This window comes from Chitinophaga sp. 10T418 (assembly GCF_056394125.1).
On record NZ_JBFTHG010000006.1, the window covers coordinates 190013 to 208874 of the forward strand.

Below are 18862 nucleotides of genomic sequence, written 5' to 3' on the forward strand. Positions count from 1 at the left end.
TTCCATGTGTATGATACAAAAGCATGATTATATAGAAGGACAAGTAAATTTTGAAAATCTACTACTCCATCTAAAAAAAAATTAAAATTATTTTGTTTTGATAAAGGAGAGGTTAATGACCTCGCTGATTTTTTTGAGAGCCTGGGCCATGTGTACATCAATGGTATTCACAGAGATATCGAGGATTTGGGCTACCTCTTTATACTTCAGACCATCTTCCCGGATGAGCTTAAAGATCATTTTTCTTTTTGGAGGGAGGCCATTCACGGCCGCTTCTATTCTTTTAACCATTTCACCGGAAATGAAGATCTGTTCCGGGGTAGCGTAGCTTACGCTGAAATCCACGGCCAGTTCGTCCAGACTGAAATGTTGGGTACGTGCGGCTTTATTTAGATAATTGAGGGCAATATTTTTAGTGGAAACATAGAGGTATACCCGGAGGTTCTCTACCTGAAGTAACCGCTCCCTGTGATTCCAGACGTTCATAAATACATCTGATGCGATTTCTTCTGCAGACTCCCAGGATTTGATGATGGAATAGGCAAACTGACTCAATGGTTTGTAAAACAACCTGAACAACGCTTTGTAAGCCTGCTCATCCCCTAAAGATGCCACCCGTTCCACCAGTAGCTGTATATTAGCTTCTTCCCTCAATGATTTCGTTTTTGGTTGAAAGTTGATCCCTAAAGATAATACGGATTAATATTAAATTAATATTGTTTTACATCTTTTTTTATGTAATGTATTATCTGGCCAATATAGCGGACGCTGCTGCATTGAGATGGCAGTCATTTCTCCTCCCTACTTTTTAAACATAAAATAAACTGCTCCTATCAGGAAGAAAAAGGACACCAGGTAGTTCCAGCGGAGGGGTTCTTTCAGAAAGGTGACTGCAAAAATGCTGAAAACGGTAAGGGTGATGACTTCCTGTATGGTTTTCAGTTGGAAGCCGCTGAACCCTTCCTGGGCGCCATAGCGGTTGGCCGGCACCATGAAGCAGTACTCAAAGAAAGCGATGCCCCAGCTGATGAGGATCACCTTCCAGAGGGCTACGTCCTGGTGTTTAAGGTGGCCATACCAGGCAAAAGTCATAAAAGTATTGGAAATGGTGAGAAGGATGATGGTACGCATGAATCGATTTTTATCAGCATCTAATATAGATGCGTCTGCCCAAGATCCCAAAAATCATTTTCAGATTTCGTTACGGGGCAAAAAAAGAGGGACCGTATCGGGTCCCCCTGGATCAAACAAAATGGGTTTCCACATTGCATGATGTTGTGTTGTTGGTTGCTATTTCAATTTTAATTCAGACTATTGCTCCAGTTTAATTTCGCCCAGGTCAGTAGCCTTTCCGTCTTCTACTTTTACATCTTTGATCACGGCATTTTTGTATGGGCTTTTACCGAGAATGGTAATAGTATAAGCACCGGCTTTTGCAGCAGGGATGGTAAATGCACCCTGGGAGATAGCGCCTTTCAGCTTATCTGCACCATTTACGGCTTCTACTTCAGTAGCACCGTCAGCAGGTGTAATTTTACCGGTGATAGAACCACCTTCTACGGCTACACTTTTCAGTGTATCGAGACCTTGTAAAGAATCTACACGTTGTAAGGAATCAAATCTCATTAATGAGTCTGTACCTTTTAAGGAGTCAAGACTTTGTAAAGAATCTACACTCTGCAAAGAATCGAGTCCATAAACTTTCATGGAGTCCAGGCGAACAAGAGAGTCTACGCCTGCGATTGAATCCACCATTGCGGCGGTGCTGTCTACTGACTTTACTGCGGCTACGTCTGCACTTTTAAAAGCGGACATTCCTACTACCATTGTTGCTAATGCGAGCATTCCTACAATTGATTTTTTCATGGCATTCAATTTTTTGTATGGTTAATATTTAATGATGACTTTTATCCGGCCCTGATAGATGTGCATGGTTTTTGATATATGCCCTCATCGTTGGCTGCCGTATACTAACAATACATCCAGATATTCACTTACCATTAGTCAAAGAAATGTTAAAGTGAAAAAAAGAATACGGAGCGGGAAACAGGTAAGCGTTCGTAATTAGTAATTTTAAAAATTATCTTCGCACTACGGAAACAAATACAAAAGATCAAAAGCATGTTGCAATTGAGTAATGACGAAATAGTAAAAGGCATCCGGAGCAGAAACAAAGATGTATTTGAAGCTGTTTATAAACAGTTCGCCCCTTCTATGTATAATATTGCTGTGAGGTATGTGAAGAACGAAGATGATGCTAACGATATGGTACAGGATGTTTTCCTCAATTTGTGGAAAGGTGCGGAAAATCTGGATGAAAGAGCCCCTATTAATCATTACCTGGCGAGAGCTACGGTGAACACCTGTTTAAACCGTATAAAAAAAGAACAACGCCAGGAAGTGTATACTAAAGAACAAATGCTCCATGCCAACCAGGCAGCAAATAATCACTCCCTGCTGGAACATAAAGAACTGGAAGCACAATATCGTACCGCGCTCGAGAAATTACCGGATCAATGTCGCCGTGTTTTTGAAATGAGCCGTCTTAAAGGATTGTCACCGGCCGAAATCGCAGAACAATTAAACATCTCTATTAATACGGTATACGCCCATCTTACCACAGCTTTAAAACGATTACGGGTGGATCTGATTAATAAATCATGATCCCAGCCAAAATTTTTTTTCTTACCGCTTAATGGTATAACGTTCCCTGGTTGTATTACTAATAAGTAGCCATGAATAATCAAACTGACATAGATATAGTAGTCCGTTACCTGGAGGATCCGGAAAATGAGCAGTCCAAAAAATTGCTCAACGAATGGATTCAACAGGACGCTGGTAACCTGGATATTTTCCTGGATATGAAAGCGATGTGGCATGGCGATCCGCTCCCTGCCGCCTCCACTTTCGATACACATGGAAAATGGCAGGAGCTCAACGCCACGCTGGACAAGGTGCCGGTATCTACTACATCTCCGGCCATCACCAACACCCGTGTCATTAAAATGAACCGGAGATACTGGTGGGCAGCCGCTGCAGTACTGGTTATAGCCGGCACATGGACCTGGCTCGGACCTGGTGGTTATAAAACATATGCCACCACACAACAACAGGATAGCCTGCGCCTGCCGGACGGTTCTATGATGTATCTGAACGCACATACGCAAATACGCTATGCGCGCGGATTTGGAAAGGAAAACAGACTGATTAAAATAGATAAGGGAGAAGCTTTTTTTGATGTGACAAAGAATGATGCACTCCCCTTCATTGTAAATGCCCCTGAAGTAGAAGTACAGGTACTGGGTACCGCCTTTAACGTGAAAGCCGCCAACAGTGGCGTAAAAGTATTCGTGCAGTCCGGAAAAGTAAGTGCTGCCTACAAAGGCACAGAGAAAAAAGTTATTCTCACCCCCGGTGTAGAAGCCTCTCTGAAGCATAATGGCAATACAATTGACACCCGCATACACAAAAAGAATAATAACATCCTGGCCTGGAAAACCCGGACCCTGACCTTCGATGATACCCCGCTGAATGAAGTAGCGGCGTCATTGGAAGATTTTTATAATGTGCAGATAAAGATCAGCAATCAGCAACTGGCTGATAAAAAGCTGCTGGCTACCTTCCCGAATATGTCGCTGGATGAGGTACTGGACATTATGAGAAAAACCCTGCAAATTAATATTACGCATAAAAACGACCTGGTAGACATCTACTAATACGCGCCTGACCTCTTGCTTATGCAGCATTTATTGCTACAGGCGCGTTGCTCCAATACCAGGTTTGGGTGCGTGCCTGATTTTATTTTCGTTGTTATCCTGGTATTGGCCAATGCTGTAGCTATGGCTCAGAATCCTGTTGCCCAACCCAAAAGAATTTCCCTCCAGTTTAGCAATGCCAGTCTCAAAACAGTAATCCGGGAAATAGAAAAACAAACCAAATACACTTTTGCTATATCTTCAGAAGAACTGGAAACCCGCCACGGCGTTAGCTTACATGTGCATAATGCTACCTTGCAGGAAGTACTACCCAGTATCTTCCCTTCTGCCAAATATAAAGTAGAAATAAAAGACGGGCAGATCATCGTCATCCCCCTTAACACTGCCGCATTAGACATCACACCTCCTAATAATAGAAATTCCGACAGTAACAAATGGACCATTACGGGCACTGTCAGCGATGGTATGCAACCACTGAGCGGAGTATCTATCCGGGAGAAAGGCAGCACCAACGGTACGGCCACCTCAGAGAATGGTACGTTTAAACTGGAGGTCGTCAATGGTCAGGCCGCGTTACAAGTGTCCCTGATTGGCTTTGAAACAAAAGAAATTTATGTCCGCGAACGCAGAAATATTTCCGTCCTCCTGCAACCCGATCTTCGAAAACTCAATGAGTTGGTCGTATTGGGATACGGCTTACAAAAACGGGCCAATATCACCGGCTCCATTGCACAGGTAGATGGTGTACGCCTCAGAAGCAGACCCGTAGCCAACGTGATGGCTGCATTACAAGGCACTGCCACCGGCCTGGTAGTGACCCGCAGCAACGGACAACCCGGACGCGAAGGATTCAATATCCAGGTAAGGGGTGTGAGCTCAGCTTCTGGCAATACCCCTATTATAGTAGACGGTGTACCTGGTTCCCTAGCCGTATTAAATCCGGATGACATTGAATCAGTGTCTATCCTGAAAGATGCTTCAGCCGCCTCCATTTATGGCGCTCGCGGCGCTGGTGGCGTAGTGCTGGTGACCACCCGCACCGGCAAACCCGGTAAACTCAAAGTTGATTTCAATACCCTCGCCGGATTTGAAACACCTATTCGTTTACCCAACCGTTTGCCATCCTGGAAAGCCGCCACCATGCAAAACGAAGCCGCTGTAAATGCCGGTGAGTCAGCCCCATGGGATCCCGCTGAAATTGCGCTGATGCAATCCGGCAACCATTATGCAATAGATTACCAGCATCCGGATAATTATAAATACTACTACAATTTTGATCCTATACCCGTACTCACAAAAAGTAAAACGGCTATTCAGAATTATAATGTGTCGGTTAAAGGAGGGGATAGTTCCAACCAGTTTGCCGCATCTGTAGGTTATTTCGGCAGACAAGGGCTTTTCGCTGTTGGCCCCGACAGAACCCACCGCGTGAACGCACGCGCTAGCATGAACAATCGTTTCAATAAACACTTCAGCCTGGAAACACGTTTATCCTACGCACAAACAAATACCTTTTCTCCCTCGCAGGCAGTAGAAGGCCCCAAAGGCTTACTGGCCGGGCTTTACCGCGGACCTGGTAATGTACCGGTATACGTGCCCAATACTAATCATTATGCCTATGGTGCAGCACCTACCTACCCGGTACTGGCAGATGGTGGCGAGCGGGATGAAAAAAACAACTACGCCGATGCCGTATTTACCCTGCGGGCCGATAGTCTTGCCAAAGGCCTTACCCTGCGGGTTATTTATAGCCCGCAGCAACACACGCTGCAGGATAATCTCGGAAGAAATACGATTGCTTTATGGAATCGTGTAGATACGGCTTTCCTGGTACAACCCGATAACCTGCTCCAGAAAAGCAGGCTGGTAGCCAAAGGCGGTAACCTGCAGGTGTTGGCCGACTATGATGTTAAAAAAGAAAAACACAATGTTCATCTGTTGGGGGGCTATACGCAGGAGACCTATAAAACAACACAGCATACGGATGCCTCATACAATGTTGCGCCAGCCGATATCAGCAACAACAATTTTACTAACGCTCCCGAATACACGCAGTTATTAGCTGCCACCGGTTCTCTGCAATCTTTCTTCGGCAAGCTGAATTACAATTACGATAATCGTTACCTGCTCGAAGCAAACCTGATAGGCGCCCGTTTAACACAATACAGTACCTCCTTTCAGGGTGGCAAACAATGGCAGGCATTCCCTTCTTTTTCTGCGGGATGGCGCTTAAATAATGAAACCTGGTTCAATCGTGCGCTTCCCTTTTTTAACGAGTTTAAACTGAGATGGTCCTGGGGCAGACTGGGGAATGTGAACAGCTGGAACAGCATCCCTAATGACGAGCGGTTACAGACCTTTACTTTTAATAACTCCTGGCGTATGCTTCCATTCGTTTATAAGAATCCGGTTATACAGGCACATGGCTGGGAAAATATCTCTACAAATAACTACGGATGGGATGCCACGCTTTTCCGTGGCCGGCTAACATTGGCTGCAGATTATTTTGTTAAACGAAACAGGGATATGCAAATCCCGGTGCTGACTGCTTCTACAGAAGGCGCGTGGCCCATGGCCTTCCACCGGGGAGAAATGAAAACCTGGGGCTGGGAAATTAATGCAGGCTGGAGAGATGACCGTGGACCATTTACCTGGTATATCAACGCCAATTTGTTTAACAGCCAGAATAAAGTATTGCGTAATGACAACGTTGCCCCTCAGGCAGGCTGGAACCAGGGAATAGCCGGTTATCCTTACTCTTCACTGTTCGGCTACCAGTCCGACGGTTATTTCCAGACAGCCGGCGATGTACAGCAACATGCCTACCAGAGCGCGCAAACGGGTCCCGGTGACCTCCGTTATAAAGATATCAACGGTGATAACAAAATAGATAACGCCGACCTGGTATACCTGGGCAGTACGGATCCGCAGTTTTCCTATGGTATAGATGCCGGGTTTGCCTGGAAAGGATTTGATTTTTCTGTTTTCTTCCAGGGGGTGTCTAACCGCAAAGTAATGCCCGATCCCCGTTATAATATACCGTTTACCGGTACGTCGCAGCAACCCTGGGATATTAACCAGGACTATTGGACACCGGAACATCCTGATGCACTCTTTCCACGCTTATATCTCAACGATCAACATAATACGGTGCCATCTTCCCACTGGGTAATGAATGGGGCTTATATCAGGCTTAAAAACCTTCAACTGGGTTATACCATACCGAAAGAGTGGCTACAGAAAATCCGCGTAAGCAGTTTGCGTATTTATTTCTCAGGGCAGGACTTATGGGAAACGACGAAGATGAAGATAAAATATTATGATCCGGAACAGGCAGGTGGGTATAACGGGAATGTATATCCGTTTTTTCGCTCCTATACAATCGGGCTGGGGGTAAGTTTTTAAGCGGATTTTATCTTTGTCCGGGATTATAATGATTACACTGATTCCTTTTTTTGAAGATAGAAGATGAGGGGAGACATAAGCGATTATCTGCTTATATTTCCCCTCATCTTTTACTTTTATAACTCAAAATAAAAATCAGTGTAATCATTATAATCCTGGACAAAGACAAAATACTATTCGGTCTTCTTACCTGCCAGCAAATACAACGCTGCCATACGAATAGCCACGCCATTTTCTACCTGGTCCAGGATGATGGACTGACCAGAGTCTGCCACATCAGAATTTATTTCCACACCACGGTTAATGGGTCCGGGGTGCATAATGACAATTTCTTTATTCAGACTATCCAGCAGCTGGCGGTTTACACCGTAAGCCAGGGAGTATTCCCGGAGGGAAGAGAACAAAGGTGTGTTTTGTCTTTCCAGCTGAATACGCAACACATTGGCTACATCGCACCATTGCAACGCTTCGCGGATGTTGTAGCTAACGTTTACACCGAGTGCGGCGGCCATGTATTTGGGGATCAGCGTGGGCGGACCTACCACGGTTACTTCTGCGCCCAGTTTCTTGAGGCAGTAGATGTTGGAGAGCGCTACCCTGGAGTGCATGATATCGCCACAGATGGCTACCTTTTTGCCTTCTACACTACCCAGTCTTTCGCGGATAGAGAAAGCATCCAGCAATGCCTGCGTGGGATGTTCATTAATACCATCGCCTGCATTGAGGATCGGCACATGGATGTGCTTGGCCAGGAAATGCGGCGCACCGCTGGCAGAGTGTCGCATCACCACCATATCCACTTTCATGGACAGGATGTTATTGACGGTGTCTATCAGCGTTTCTCCTTTGGATACAGAAGATCCGGAGGCAGAGAAATTAACGGTATCTGCACCCAGACGCTTTTCCGCTAACTCAAAAGAGATACGTGTGCGGGTAGAATTCTCAAAAAATAAATTAACAATTGTTGTATCGCGTAGCGTAGGAACCTTTTTAATAGGCCTTTGTAAAACCTCCTTAAACTGGTCGGCTGTTTGAAAAATAAGCTCTATATCCTGGCGCTGCAGATCGCGAATTCCGAGTAAGTGTTTTACAGAAAGTGACATTAATGTGCAAATATAAAGGGTGAAATCTGAATTCTGAAATCCGGATTCATTTTAGTCAATTAGAATTACTTCGTCATTACCATCTCTTTCGTTCCATAATACCCTTACTTTCTGGGAAATGAGGGCATCAATGGTACGTCCGGTATAGTCGGGCTGAATGGGTAGCTGTCTGCTGAAACGTCTGTCGATCAACGTGAGCAGCTCCACAGAGGCAGGCCGGCCGAAATCCAGCATTGCATCCAGGGCAGAGCGGATCGTGCGACCTGTATACAACACATCATCTATCAACACCACCTTTTTATTTTCTACGGAAAAATCAATACTCGTTTCACTGGGTACATGCAACGTTTTGCTTTGATTAAAGTCGTCCCGGTAAAAAGTAATATCCAGTTTACCGTAGTCGATATGCGCACCTGGTACCAATTTCAACAAGGTCTGATGAATTCTGCCGGCTAAATAAATTCCCCTCGGCTGCAGTCCAATCAGCACGGTTTGTTCAAACTGTAAATGATTTTCTATCAACTGGTGACAAAGCCTGTCTATCGTGATAGCCATCTGCTTGCCGTTTAGTATGGTTTTCAAAACACAACGTTTTAGGCGCCAAAAATAATGATTAAATGCAACAGATAAAAAGCTGAATATGAGAAAAGCTTGATAAACAATGGAATATTTCCTTTTTGATACTATTCTTATATTATATATTAATTTTAAATAACAGATAGTGTAAGAAAAGAAGATGCCGGACTCCCCTTCTCTTCGTACTTTAGCGGTATCAATATTCAGATATGAAACTTATTAAGTCAATTATAACTATGGCCGCTTTCTTCCAGCTCTGGGGCACCAATTCCCAGGCGCAAATTAAAACAGGAGATAAAATACCCGCCTTCTCCTTACAGGATCAGAATGGAAAAACTTTTGATATCAATACCGTGCTGGGTAAACAGCCCCTGGTCATTTATTTTTATCCAAAAGATGAAACCAGTGTATGTACCAAAGAAGCATGTTCATTCCGTGACTCCTTCCAGGATTTTCAGAAATACGGTGCCATGGTAATAGGTATCAGTTCTGATGATGTAGCTTCTCATAAAAGCTTTGCCACGCATCATAACCTTCCTTTCACCCTGTTGAGCGATCCTAAAAATGAAGTGCGCAAATTATTTGGTGTGCCTAAAACTTTTGTGATTCCGGGTCGTGTTACTTATATAGTAGATAAGAAAGGCGTGGTGGTACATGAGTTTAACTCAATGCGTGATGGAGAAAAACATGTAACGGAGTCACTGGCTGCCTTGCAGAAAATGCAATAGTGCCAGGCTATCCGGGAAGTTGAGATACTATAAACGTCTTAAGTCTTTAAACGTGCTGATCTCTTCTTTCAGCGCAAATAGCTGAATGCCCCATATCAATCCGCGCACCAGCGCAAAAGCTACCAGGGCAAGGGAAAAAGATACCTGCATAAAGCTGCCTTCTTCACGGTTGGTGAGGGTAATTACGCGGATCAGCATGATGAAGGCAACTACGAGAAAGATACCTGCTTTGACGCCGGTGGTACGCATTTGCTTCCTGAAATATTCATCAAATCCTTTGGCAGCAGCGATGCTGGCTTCCGGGTCTGGAGTCCCGTCGGCGAGGAGACGTTGCTCCAGGTCCGCTACCCGGCGTTGTTTATGATGTTCAGTGAAGTACGTTTTAATGATATCTGCCTGCATAATTTCCGTGATTGTCAATTGAGGCTGCAAGGTACAAAAAAGGCGATGGATATAGATCCACCGCCTTCATATAAATCATGAACATTTACTAAGCTTCTTTCAGGAACGGATACCGGTAATCGGTAGCTGGTACAAAAGTTTCTTTGATGCTTCTTGCACTCAACCAACGGTAGAGGTTCAACATAGAACCTGCTTTATCGTTGGTACCGGATGCGCGGGCACCGCCGAATGGCTGCTGTCCTACTACGGCGCCGGTTGGCTTGTCATTGATGTAGAAGTTACCTGCACTGTTAACCAGTTTGCGGGTAGCCAGTTCCACTGCATAACGATCCTGTGCAATGATAGCACCGGTTAATGCGTATTCGGAAGTGGTATCTACGATCTGCATGATCTCTTCGAATTTATCTGCTTCGTATACATGGATAGTCAGCACTGGTCCGAAGATTTCCTCACACATGGTTACATACTTAGGATCGGTGGTTTCAATGACAGTAGGTTCAATAAAGTAACCTTCTGATTTATTGTAGTTACCGCCTGCAATGATTTTCGCTGCAGGATCTTGTTTCGCATTATCGATGTACTTCGCGATTTTATCGAAAGAACGTTCATCGATCACTGCGTTGATAAAGTTGCTGAAATCTTCTGTAGTCCCCATTTTCATGGTTTTCAGTTCAGCTACTAATTTTGATTTTATATCGTCAGCAAGATTGTTTGGTATGTATGCACGGGAGGCAGCAGAACATTTCTGGCCCTGGTATTCGAATGCGCCGCGGGCTAAAGCCGTAACGGCAATATCTACATCGGCTGATTTGTGAATGAGCACGAAATCTTTACCACCTGTTTCACCCACGATGCGCGGATAAGTTTTGTATTTATGGATGTTTTCGCCGATGGTCTTCCACATGGTCTGGAATACACCTGTAGAACCGGTGAAATGGATACCTGCGAAGTGAGGATCTGCAAAGCAGATCTCGCCGATAAGCGGGCCGCCGGCGTATACCAGGTTGATAACGCCATCAGGTAAACCTGCTTCGATCATTACCTTCATGAATACCTGTGCAGCAAATACCTGGGTATTGGCGGGTTTCCATACTACCACGTTGCCGCACATGGCAGCAGAGGCAGGAAGGTTACCGGCAATAGCGGTAAAGTTAAACGGTGTTACGGCCAGTACGAAACCTTCCAGTGGACGGTATTCTACCCTGTTATGGATACCAGGCGCACATACCGGCTGCTGACGGTAAATCTCGCTCAGGAAGTGTACATTATAACGAAGGAAGTCGATCAGTTCACAAGCACTGTCTATTTCAGCCTGGTAAGCATTCTTGCTTTGTCCGAGCATAGTAGCAGCGTTGATGTGGTAGCGGTATTTGGTGGCGAGGAGTTCTGCGGCACGCAGGAAGATGCCGGCACGTTGTTCCCAATCCATATCAGCCCATTTTTCACGTGCTTCCAAAGCTGCTGCGATGGCGGATTTCACGTGAGTGGCATCACCCATATGGAATTGACCTAATTTGTGTTTGGTTTCATGCGGGGGACGCAGGTCTACGGTATTACCTGTACGAACTTCTTTACCGCCGATGTACATTGGTATATCAGCTACTTCTCCCTTAAATGCGGCTAATTGTTTCTTTAGTGCAATTCTCTCAGCGGAACCGGGCGCATAAGACAACACAGGCTCATTAGCTGGCGCTGCGTACTCAAAGTATCCTGTATTCATTGTAACCTGATTTTAATATTCGTTTATTTGGTTATTTGTCTGCTGAATGAAACATCCAGGCAACAAACAACCAAATAAACAAATGATTACGTGTTTTGTTTCCGCTGCAAAATTAATGGTTACAATGCCTACGCGCTTATTAATTATTAGTAGATACTTATTAATTATTGTCCTCTTCCTTCTGCATCATCAGATATGCTTTGACAAATCCGTTCAGTTCGCCGTCCATAACAGGACCTACGTTACCTACTTCAAAATCTGTACGGTGGTCTTTGATCATTTTATACGGATGGAATACGTATGACCTGATCTGTGAGCCCCATTCGATTTTGCGCTTGTTGGCGTTGGCTGCATTTTTCAGCTCTTCTCTTTTACGGATCTCTTCTTCATACAGGCGTGACTTTAACATGGTGAGTGCCTTTTCACGGTTCTCTCCCTGTGTACGTGCCTGCTGACATTCGATGATGATACCTGAAGGAACGTGCTTCAAACGTACGGCTGTTTCTACCTTGTTTACGTTCTGTCCGCCCTTACCACCTGAACGGTAAAACTCCCATTCCAGGTCTGCGGGGTTGACAGCAATCTCGATAGTATTGTCTACTAACGGATACACATATACGGAGGCAAAAGACGTGTGCCGGCGGGCATTGGAATCAAATGGTGAAATACGTACCAAACGATGTACACCGCTTTCTGCTTTCAGGTGACCGTAAGCAAAGTCACCATCAAACTCCAGTGTAGCGGATTTAATCCCGGCACCATCACCATATTGTGTATCAATTTCTGATACTTTCCAACCTTGTTTTTCACCATACATGCGGTACATACGCAGCAGCATTTCAGCCCAATCCTGGCTTTCCGTGCCGCCTGCACCAGAGTTAATGGTTAATACTGCAGGCATTTCATCTTCCGGCTGGTTCAAAGTAGATTTAAATTCCAGATCATCCAATGCCGCTACAGCAGCACCATAGGCCTGTTCTACTTCTTCCTCGGAAGCTTCTCCTTCTTTGAAAAAATCATTCAATACGGCACTATCATCGATAGCAGCGTTTACATGATCGTAAAGGTCAACCCAATATTTGTTTACCTTAATTTCCTTCAGAATCGAAGTGGCTCTGACGTTGTCATCCCAGAATCCGGGCGCCAGGCTTAGTTGTTTGTCGTTTTCAATTTTAGCTAATCGGTCAGGTACGTTAAAGAAAACCTCCCAGGACATATAAACGGTCCCTCATAGCTTTAAGTTGCTCAGCTGTCATAGCTGGCAAATGTATGTAAAAATATAGATATCTGCTAATGTCTCAGAACTTTGTTTTATTGTCCATTTTAGCATAATATTTGCGTGACAACATGGTAACCATGTCGCTAATATTATAAAAAGTACCTATTTATTATGGTAAGCCATGAAACCCTCCACTTCAAAAATAAATCCATATTCAACACACTAGGGTATATTATAACGATAGCTGCAAACGTACTGGCAGTGGCACTTCCCATTAACGGCAAAACTACTGCACAGATCTCGGAGGAATATCCCAACCTTTTTGTACCGGCAGGTTTCACGTTTTTTATATGGAGCATTATCTATCTTTCACTACTTGCATTTATTATTTATCAACTATGGCTGGCATTCTCTGATAAACATCCTGAAGCACTCTCACGACTGATGCAAAAAATGAAAGACTGGTTTCTCATTTCATCAGTAACCAATGCCTGCTGGCTATTTGCGTGGCACTATCACCTGATACCTGTGAGTATGGTTATTATGTTGATGCTGCTGATCTCTCTGGTGATTATCCAGCTGAACTTTGGTATAGGTACCACCCCTGCTACCCTGCCCGAAAAAATATTCATTCATTTTCCTTTCAGTCTTTACCTTGGATGGATCGCTATTGCCACTATCGCCAACCTGACCACGCTGCTGGTGTATGCCGGCTGGGAAGGCAACCTGCACAACCAGATTATATGGACGATTATCATGATAGGCATAGGCACACTCGCCAGTATGGCCATGATACTACTACGCAACAATATTGTTTACGCGCTTGTTAGTGTATGGGCATTTTATGGCATCCTGGTAAAAAGAAAAGCGGCAGACGTGATGGATGAGAATTCTATTATCCATACCTGCATCATTGCCATTGGAATTATTGCTATAACAATTTCCTGGCAATTCTACAGGAAACAGAAATCCTGATACTAAAAGATTATTTTTGATGCGCATTTAATATATACAATACTATGTTTCCATCTACCAATCCAACTACCACTAAATCGTGGGATGCTTTAAAGAAGCACGCCGAAGAAATGAAAAAGGTGCATATGCGCGCCTTGTTTATGGAAAATAAAGAACGCTTCGGTGAGTTCTCTCTACAATTTGAAGACATCCTTTTTGATTATTCCAAGAATATCATCACTGAAGATACACGCAGCCTGCTGTTAAGCCTCGCCGAAGAATGCGGCGTAGCGGATGCTATCAAAGCTATGTTTGGTGCAGAGAAAATCAATGTAACGGAAAACCGTGCTGTACTGCATACTGCTTTGCGTAACACTTCGGATAAACCCGTTTTACTGGATGGCCGCGATGTAATGCCGGATGTAAAAGCAGTACTGAACAAAATGGATCACATCTGCCGCCAGATACATTCCGGTGAATGGAAAGGATATACGGGCAAGCCTATACGTTATATTGTAAACATCGGTATCGGTGGCTCCGACCTCGGCCCGGTAATGGTAACAGAGGCACTGAAGCCTTACTGGAAACCAAATATTCAGACTTACTTTGTTTCAAACGTAGACGGCACCCACATTGCTGAAACGTTGAAGAAAATAACACCGGATGAAACGCTGTTTCTGATAGCCTCCAAAACCTTTACCACACAGGAAACCATGACTAACGCACATACTGCGCGCAGCTGGTTCCTGGAACATGCAAAAGACGAAAAGTTTGTAGCCAAACATTTTGCGGCATTATCTACCAACGAAAAAGCAGTAACTGCTTTTGGTATTGATCCAACCAACATGTTTGAATTCTGGGATTGGGTAGGTGGCCGTTACTCCCTCTGGTCCGCTATTGGCTTGTCTATAGCGCTGACTATTGGCTTCGAAAACTTCACCGAATTACTGGATGGTGCACATGCGGCAGATAATCACTTCTCCCGTACACCACTGGAACAGAATATTCCCGCCATCATGGCGCTGATAGGTATCTGGTATGGTAACTTCTTTGGCAGCGCTACAGAAGCAATCCTTCCTTACGACCAGTACATGCACCGCTTTGCTGCGTATTTCCAGCAGGGAAATATGGAAAGCAACGGTAAATCAGCAGATCGTTCAGGCAAGCCCGTTAGTTATGAAACCGGCCCTATTGTATGGGGTGAACCAGGTACCAACGGACAACATGCCTTCTACCAACTCATTCACCAGGGTACACGCCTGATCCCCTGCGACTTTATCGCACCGGCTATCAGTCATAACCCTATCGGTGATCATCATGTTAAACTGTTGTCCAACTTCTTTGCACAAACGGAAGCACTGATGAACGGCCAAACCGAAGCGGAAGTACGTGCCAAACTGGAAAAGGATAATGTACCGGCAGATGAAATTGCCAAGATATTACCTTCAAAAATATTCAGTGGCAACCGTCCTACCAACTCATTCCTGCTAAAGAAAATTACTCCCCGCTCATTGGGCTCACTGATAGCCCTATACGAACATAAGATCTTCGTGCAGGGCGTGATCTGGAATATCTATAGCTTTGATCAATGGGGTGTTGAACTGGGTAAACAATTAGCCAGCAAAATACTGCCGGAGCTGGAGAATAATGACATTGTGTTAAATCATGATGCGAGTACCAATGGTTTGATCAATGCCTGGAAAGGGATGCGGACCAAAGCATAGAACTTTGTACCATACATAAAGAGAAAGGGGAAAGCGAAAGCCTTCCCCTTTTTTTCTTTATACTACAAAGAAAAACCCCCGGAGAAATCCGGGGGTTGCCTATTATTTTTAAGTAAAAAATTTAAGTAAAAAATCTTACCATTTGTCTACCTCATCTGAGCTATGTGAAGCCGGGGCGGCTACTGACGCCTCAACAGGAACAACTTCTTCTTCCACAGCGGCTGAAGCGCGTACTTCAGATCCATCTGCTTCTGTTTCGTCCTGTTCTTCCTGCACATAATCATGGTTGTAGGCATCAAAGTCGAAATCGGGCATCAACTCAGTCTTAACATAGTTGATGGTTTCGGTTAGTGCGTTCAGGAACTTGTTAAAGTCTTCCTTGTACAGGAATACTTTGTGCCTGTCATAACCGTTGTCATTAAAACGTTTCTTACTTTCTGTTATAGTAAGAAAATAGTCGTTTCCCCGAGTGGTCTTTACATCAAAGAAGTACGTTCTTCTTTTGCCCGCTTTCAATCGTTTAGAAAAGATGCTATCATTGTTTCTTTCCTGTTGATTGTTGTTTTCGTACGCCACAGTTGATAGATTTAAGTGTTAACGAATCAAATCCTGTTACAATAAGAGACAAATATACTATTGTTTTACAAATATCAAAATATTTTTAAATGATTTTGAAAAATCATAAAAGCCGCGTGTAACCGGCCTCCGTAGGGGATATACAAGAACATGATTGTTATTCAGTTACGCTTTCGTCTTCTCCGGATTGCTGGCGCGCGTATAACTCTGCGTAATATCCATTCAATGATAATAAATCATTATGCGTACCTTCTTCTACTATCTTTCCTTCATCCAGCACAATGATTTTATCGAATTCAAATAACGCAAAGATGCGGTGGGTAATGATGATAGCAGTTTTATTTTTCAGATAGGCGTACAGGTTGCCTATGATCTCTTTTTCAGTACGTGCATCTACGGCAGACAAACAATCATCAAAGATGAGAATATGCGGATCCTTGATGAGGGCGCGGGCGATGGAAATACGCTGCTTCTGTCCGCCGCTGAGTGTTACACCCCGCTCTCCTATTTCCGTATCAAACCCTTCATTGAAACCGAGAATATCCTTTTCTACAGATGCCTGTCTGGCGGCCGTTTGTACGGTCTGCAAATTAGCAGAAGGATCTCCGAACCGAATGTTATTGGCAATGCTGTCGGAAAACAGGAACACGTCCTGTGGTACATAACTGACCTGACCACGCAGGCTAGACAGTTCCAGGTAACGTACATCATGCTCATCTACCATTACCTTTCCTTTCTGCGGATCGTACATACGGATGAGCAATTGGGCCAGCGTACTCTTGCCTGAACCTGTCCGCCCGATAATCGCCACTTTCTGCCCGGGTGCAATGTGCAGATTGAAATTACTGATGGCGGTAATACCGGTATGCGGATAAGTAAAGGTTACATTTTCCAGTCGTACTCCTCCCTGCAGCTTCGCAGCTTTGGCATTGGGCGCATCCTTAATAACCGGCTCCATCTGTAAAAATTCGTTTATACGTTGCTGTGAGGCAGCCGCACGTTGTATCATAGACGCCACCATTCCAATGGAGAAGAAGGGAAACATCAGCATGTTCACATAAATCACAAACTCTGCCAGGTTGCCCACAGTGATGTTGCCATGAATCACCTGGATACCACCAATGAAAATGGTGAGTATAACGCTTAAACCAATCATTAAGGCCATGGTAGGCTGAAACAGGGCATCCGTCTTCGCGAGACTAATAGAGCTGTCTTTATACGCTTCGCTGGCTTCTTCAAAATGTTTCGCACTGGCATCTTCCTGTATGTAGGATTTTATCACCCGGATGCCGCTGTATGATTCCTGTGCAATGGAAGTGATATTAGACAACTGTGACTGTATCCTTTCGCTTTTCCGGTGAATGATCCGGTTAACGTAGTAGATGGTCAATGCCAGCAAAGGCAGCGGTGACAAGGTGTATAGCGTCAGTAAAGGATTTACTTCCAGCATCAGGTACACAATGATCACAATGAGAAACAAGGTACGGGAAGCATACATGATAGCCGGTCCTACGTACATGCGTACACGTGATACGTCTTCCGTAATACGGCTCATCAGGTCACCGGTACGATGCATCTTGAAAAAATTCAGGTCCAGCTTCTGATAGTGCTGATATACTTCGTTCTTCAGGTCGTACTCTATATGGCGGCTCATCACGATCAGTGTTTGTCTTTGCAGAAAAAGAAAGAATCCACTGAGTAATGCAAAGATCAGAATACTGACGCCATAAAATGCCAGTACATGGGTAAAATCCGCCCGGAACGCACCTTTCAGCGGTGTATCGCTCAACAGTCTGTATTCATCAATATTGTGGGAGAGCAGATCAAAAATCTGTCTGACCATAATAGGCTGAAAAACGCTGAACACAATGGATATCGCCGTAAACAACAATCCCAGGATCAGTCGCCATTTATTAGAGAGAAAATATTTATTAAGTGCAGCAAGGTGTTTCAATGGTGAATGCTTTAGGAACAAAATTAAGGTATAAGTAGCAGAAAGCGGAAGGCAGAAAGCAAAAAGCTATTGTAGCCAAGATAGAAGCGATTATATACCAATACGCTTAAGTCTTCGCTACAATAGCTTTTTGCTTTCTGCCTTAAGCTCTTCGCTTATTTCGCTGCGAAGGAATTCAGTATTCCATCCAGTTGTGGCGCATATTTTTCAAGTTCATCGGCAAGGGTAGTCAGCGTAATGGCGTAAGCAATATTATTCTTTACCAGTATCGTTACGACTATATTCAGTTTTGTTCCCGTTTCCTTGTGAACATACTGGCATTTCATCCATTTCGCTTTCACATCGGTCACGGTGCGTTCTCCATCGTCGAGCTTTTGGTAGTTGTCGAAGTAGTTTTGCATTTCCTGTTGGGTGGTAGCCATGTATTTATCCAGCGTAGAGCCACTTTTCAGCTCCTGGGTAATGATATTTACATTGGCCTGAAATGCGTTGCCTGGCTGCAATGGCGCCATCATGAAGGTATATTCTACCCGGCTGATCACCGTATCTTTCTTGGTCCAGCCTTCAGGTGTTTGCACGGTGAAGGTGCCGTTGCCGGCATTCATGCCTGGAGCTTTTCCAGCGTGTTCCAGTATTTCAGCGGAGCTTAATTCTTTGGGAGATTTGGTGCCATTGTTACAAGCGGTAATGCTTAACAAACAAAATGCCGCGGAGAGTAATTGTAGTTTCATCGTGCACATAAGGGATAAAATCGCTCCGGCATTCACGCAACACCGGAGCGATTA

17 protein-coding genes are annotated in these 18862 nt (G+C 44.4%); 6 read left to right on the plus strand and 11 right to left on the minus strand.

What is annotated here, in order from left to right; translation table 11 throughout:
• Window positions 1–87: 87 nt before the first annotated feature.
• From AC1DCV_RS18955 to AC1DCV_RS18965, 3 genes are all read right to left on the minus strand, one after another.
• Window positions 88–654: an RNA polymerase sigma factor gene (locus AC1DCV_RS18955; RefSeq protein ID WP_477024624.1), complete on the minus strand. Its 567-nt coding sequence runs from the start codon at window positions 652–654 to the stop codon at window positions 88–90.
• Window positions 655–801: 147 nt separating this feature from the next.
• On the minus strand, window positions 802–1131 hold the full coding sequence (locus tag AC1DCV_RS18960) for a DMT family protein (protein WP_106531455.1): 330 nt from the start codon (window positions 1129–1131) through the stop codon (window positions 802–804).
• 180 nt (window positions 1132–1311) lie between these two features.
• A complete protein-coding gene (locus tag AC1DCV_RS18965) occupies window positions 1312–1866 on the minus strand; it encodes a carboxypeptidase-like regulatory domain-containing protein (protein ID WP_477024625.1) in 555 nt (184 codons plus the stop codon).
• A gap of 255 nt (window positions 1867–2121) precedes the next feature.
• Here AC1DCV_RS18965 and AC1DCV_RS18970 point away from each other — a divergent pair, with 255 nt between their 5' ends.
• From AC1DCV_RS18970 to AC1DCV_RS18980, 3 genes are all read left to right on the plus strand, one after another.
• Window positions 2122–2664, plus strand: a complete 543-nt coding sequence (locus AC1DCV_RS18970; RefSeq protein WP_441575022.1) for an RNA polymerase sigma-70 factor — start codon at window positions 2122–2124, stop codon at window positions 2662–2664.
• Between the two features lie 71 nt (window positions 2665–2735).
• Window positions 2736–3716, plus strand: a complete 981-nt coding sequence (locus AC1DCV_RS18975) for a FecR family protein (RefSeq protein WP_477024626.1) — start codon at window positions 2736–2738, stop codon at window positions 3714–3716.
• Between the two features lie 21 nt (window positions 3717–3737).
• A complete protein-coding gene (locus tag AC1DCV_RS18980; RefSeq protein ID WP_477024627.1) occupies window positions 3738–7121 on the plus strand; it encodes a SusC/RagA family TonB-linked outer membrane protein in 3384 nt (1127 codons plus the stop codon).
• Between the two features lie 173 nt (window positions 7122–7294).
• On the opposite strand, the gene AC1DCV_RS18985 is transcribed toward AC1DCV_RS18980, so the two are convergent.
• Both AC1DCV_RS18985 and pyrR read right to left on the minus strand, forming a co-directional pair.
• Entirely contained in the window at window positions 7295–8224 is a 930-nt protein-coding gene (locus AC1DCV_RS18985) for an aspartate carbamoyltransferase catalytic subunit (protein WP_477024628.1), read from the minus strand.
• Window positions 8225–8275: 51 nt separating this feature from the next.
• Complete coding sequence (gene pyrR / locus AC1DCV_RS18990; protein WP_441575019.1) at window positions 8276–8806, minus strand: bifunctional pyr operon transcriptional regulator/uracil phosphoribosyltransferase PyrR; 531 nt, start codon at window positions 8804–8806, stop codon at window positions 8276–8278.
• 203 nt (window positions 8807–9009) lie between these two features.
• Between pyrR and AC1DCV_RS18995 the strand changes: the two genes are divergently transcribed.
• A complete protein-coding gene (locus AC1DCV_RS18995; RefSeq protein ID WP_477024629.1) occupies window positions 9010–9528 on the plus strand; it encodes a peroxiredoxin in 519 nt (172 codons plus the stop codon).
• Between the two features lie 27 nt (window positions 9529–9555).
• Here the strand turns inward: AC1DCV_RS18995 and AC1DCV_RS19000 are convergent, their stop codons facing one another.
• The 3 genes from AC1DCV_RS19000 to prfB all read right to left on the minus strand — a co-directional run bounded on the left by AC1DCV_RS19000 (window position 9556) and on the right by prfB (window position 12906).
• The gene (locus AC1DCV_RS19000; protein ID WP_477024630.1) at window positions 9556–9930 is read right to left on the minus strand and encodes a hypothetical protein; all 375 of its coding nucleotides are present in this window, start codon (window positions 9928–9930) and stop codon (window positions 9556–9558) included.
• An 88-nt stretch (window positions 9931–10018) separates the two neighbouring features.
• Window positions 10019–11650, minus strand: coding sequence for an L-glutamate gamma-semialdehyde dehydrogenase (gene pruA / locus AC1DCV_RS19005; RefSeq protein WP_477024631.1), 1632 nt, complete (start codon window positions 11648–11650; stop codon window positions 10019–10021).
• A 160-nt stretch (window positions 11651–11810) separates the two neighbouring features.
• A protein-coding gene (prfB, locus tag AC1DCV_RS19010) for a peptide chain release factor 2 (protein ID WP_441575015.1) occupies window positions 11811–12906 on the minus strand; the annotation gives its coding sequence in 2 pieces (ribosomal slippage) (window positions 11811–12845 and window positions 12847–12906; 1095 coding nt in all).
• 134 nt (window positions 12907–13040) lie between these two features.
• On the opposite strand from prfB, the gene AC1DCV_RS19015 reads away from it, so the two are divergent.
• Both AC1DCV_RS19015 and pgi read left to right on the plus strand, forming a co-directional pair.
• A complete protein-coding gene (locus tag AC1DCV_RS19015) occupies window positions 13041–13844 on the plus strand; it encodes a hypothetical protein (protein WP_477024632.1) in 804 nt (267 codons plus the stop codon).
• A 44-nt stretch (window positions 13845–13888) separates the two neighbouring features.
• Window positions 13889–15547 (plus strand): glucose-6-phosphate isomerase, encoded by a 1659-nt coding sequence (gene pgi, locus AC1DCV_RS19020; protein ID WP_477024633.1) that lies wholly within the window; start codon window positions 13889–13891, stop codon window positions 15545–15547.
• A gap of 135 nt (window positions 15548–15682) precedes the next feature.
• On the opposite strand, the gene AC1DCV_RS19025 is transcribed toward pgi, so the two are convergent.
• The 3 genes from AC1DCV_RS19025 to AC1DCV_RS19035 all read right to left on the minus strand — a co-directional run bounded on the left by AC1DCV_RS19025 (window position 15683) and on the right by AC1DCV_RS19035 (window position 18808).
• The gene (locus AC1DCV_RS19025; protein WP_133809646.1) at window positions 15683–16123 is read right to left on the minus strand and encodes a DUF3276 family protein; all 441 of its coding nucleotides are present in this window, start codon (window positions 16121–16123) and stop codon (window positions 15683–15685) included.
• Window positions 16124–16280: 157 nt separating this feature from the next.
• Window positions 16281–18077, minus strand: coding sequence for an ABC transporter ATP-binding protein (locus AC1DCV_RS19030; protein ID WP_477024634.1), 1797 nt, complete (start codon window positions 18075–18077; stop codon window positions 16281–16283).
• Between the two features lie 155 nt (window positions 18078–18232).
• Window positions 18233–18808: a DcrB-related protein gene (locus AC1DCV_RS19035; RefSeq protein WP_477024635.1), complete on the minus strand. Its 576-nt coding sequence runs from the start codon at window positions 18806–18808 to the stop codon at window positions 18233–18235.
• Between the last annotated feature and the right edge of the window lie 54 nt (window positions 18809–18862).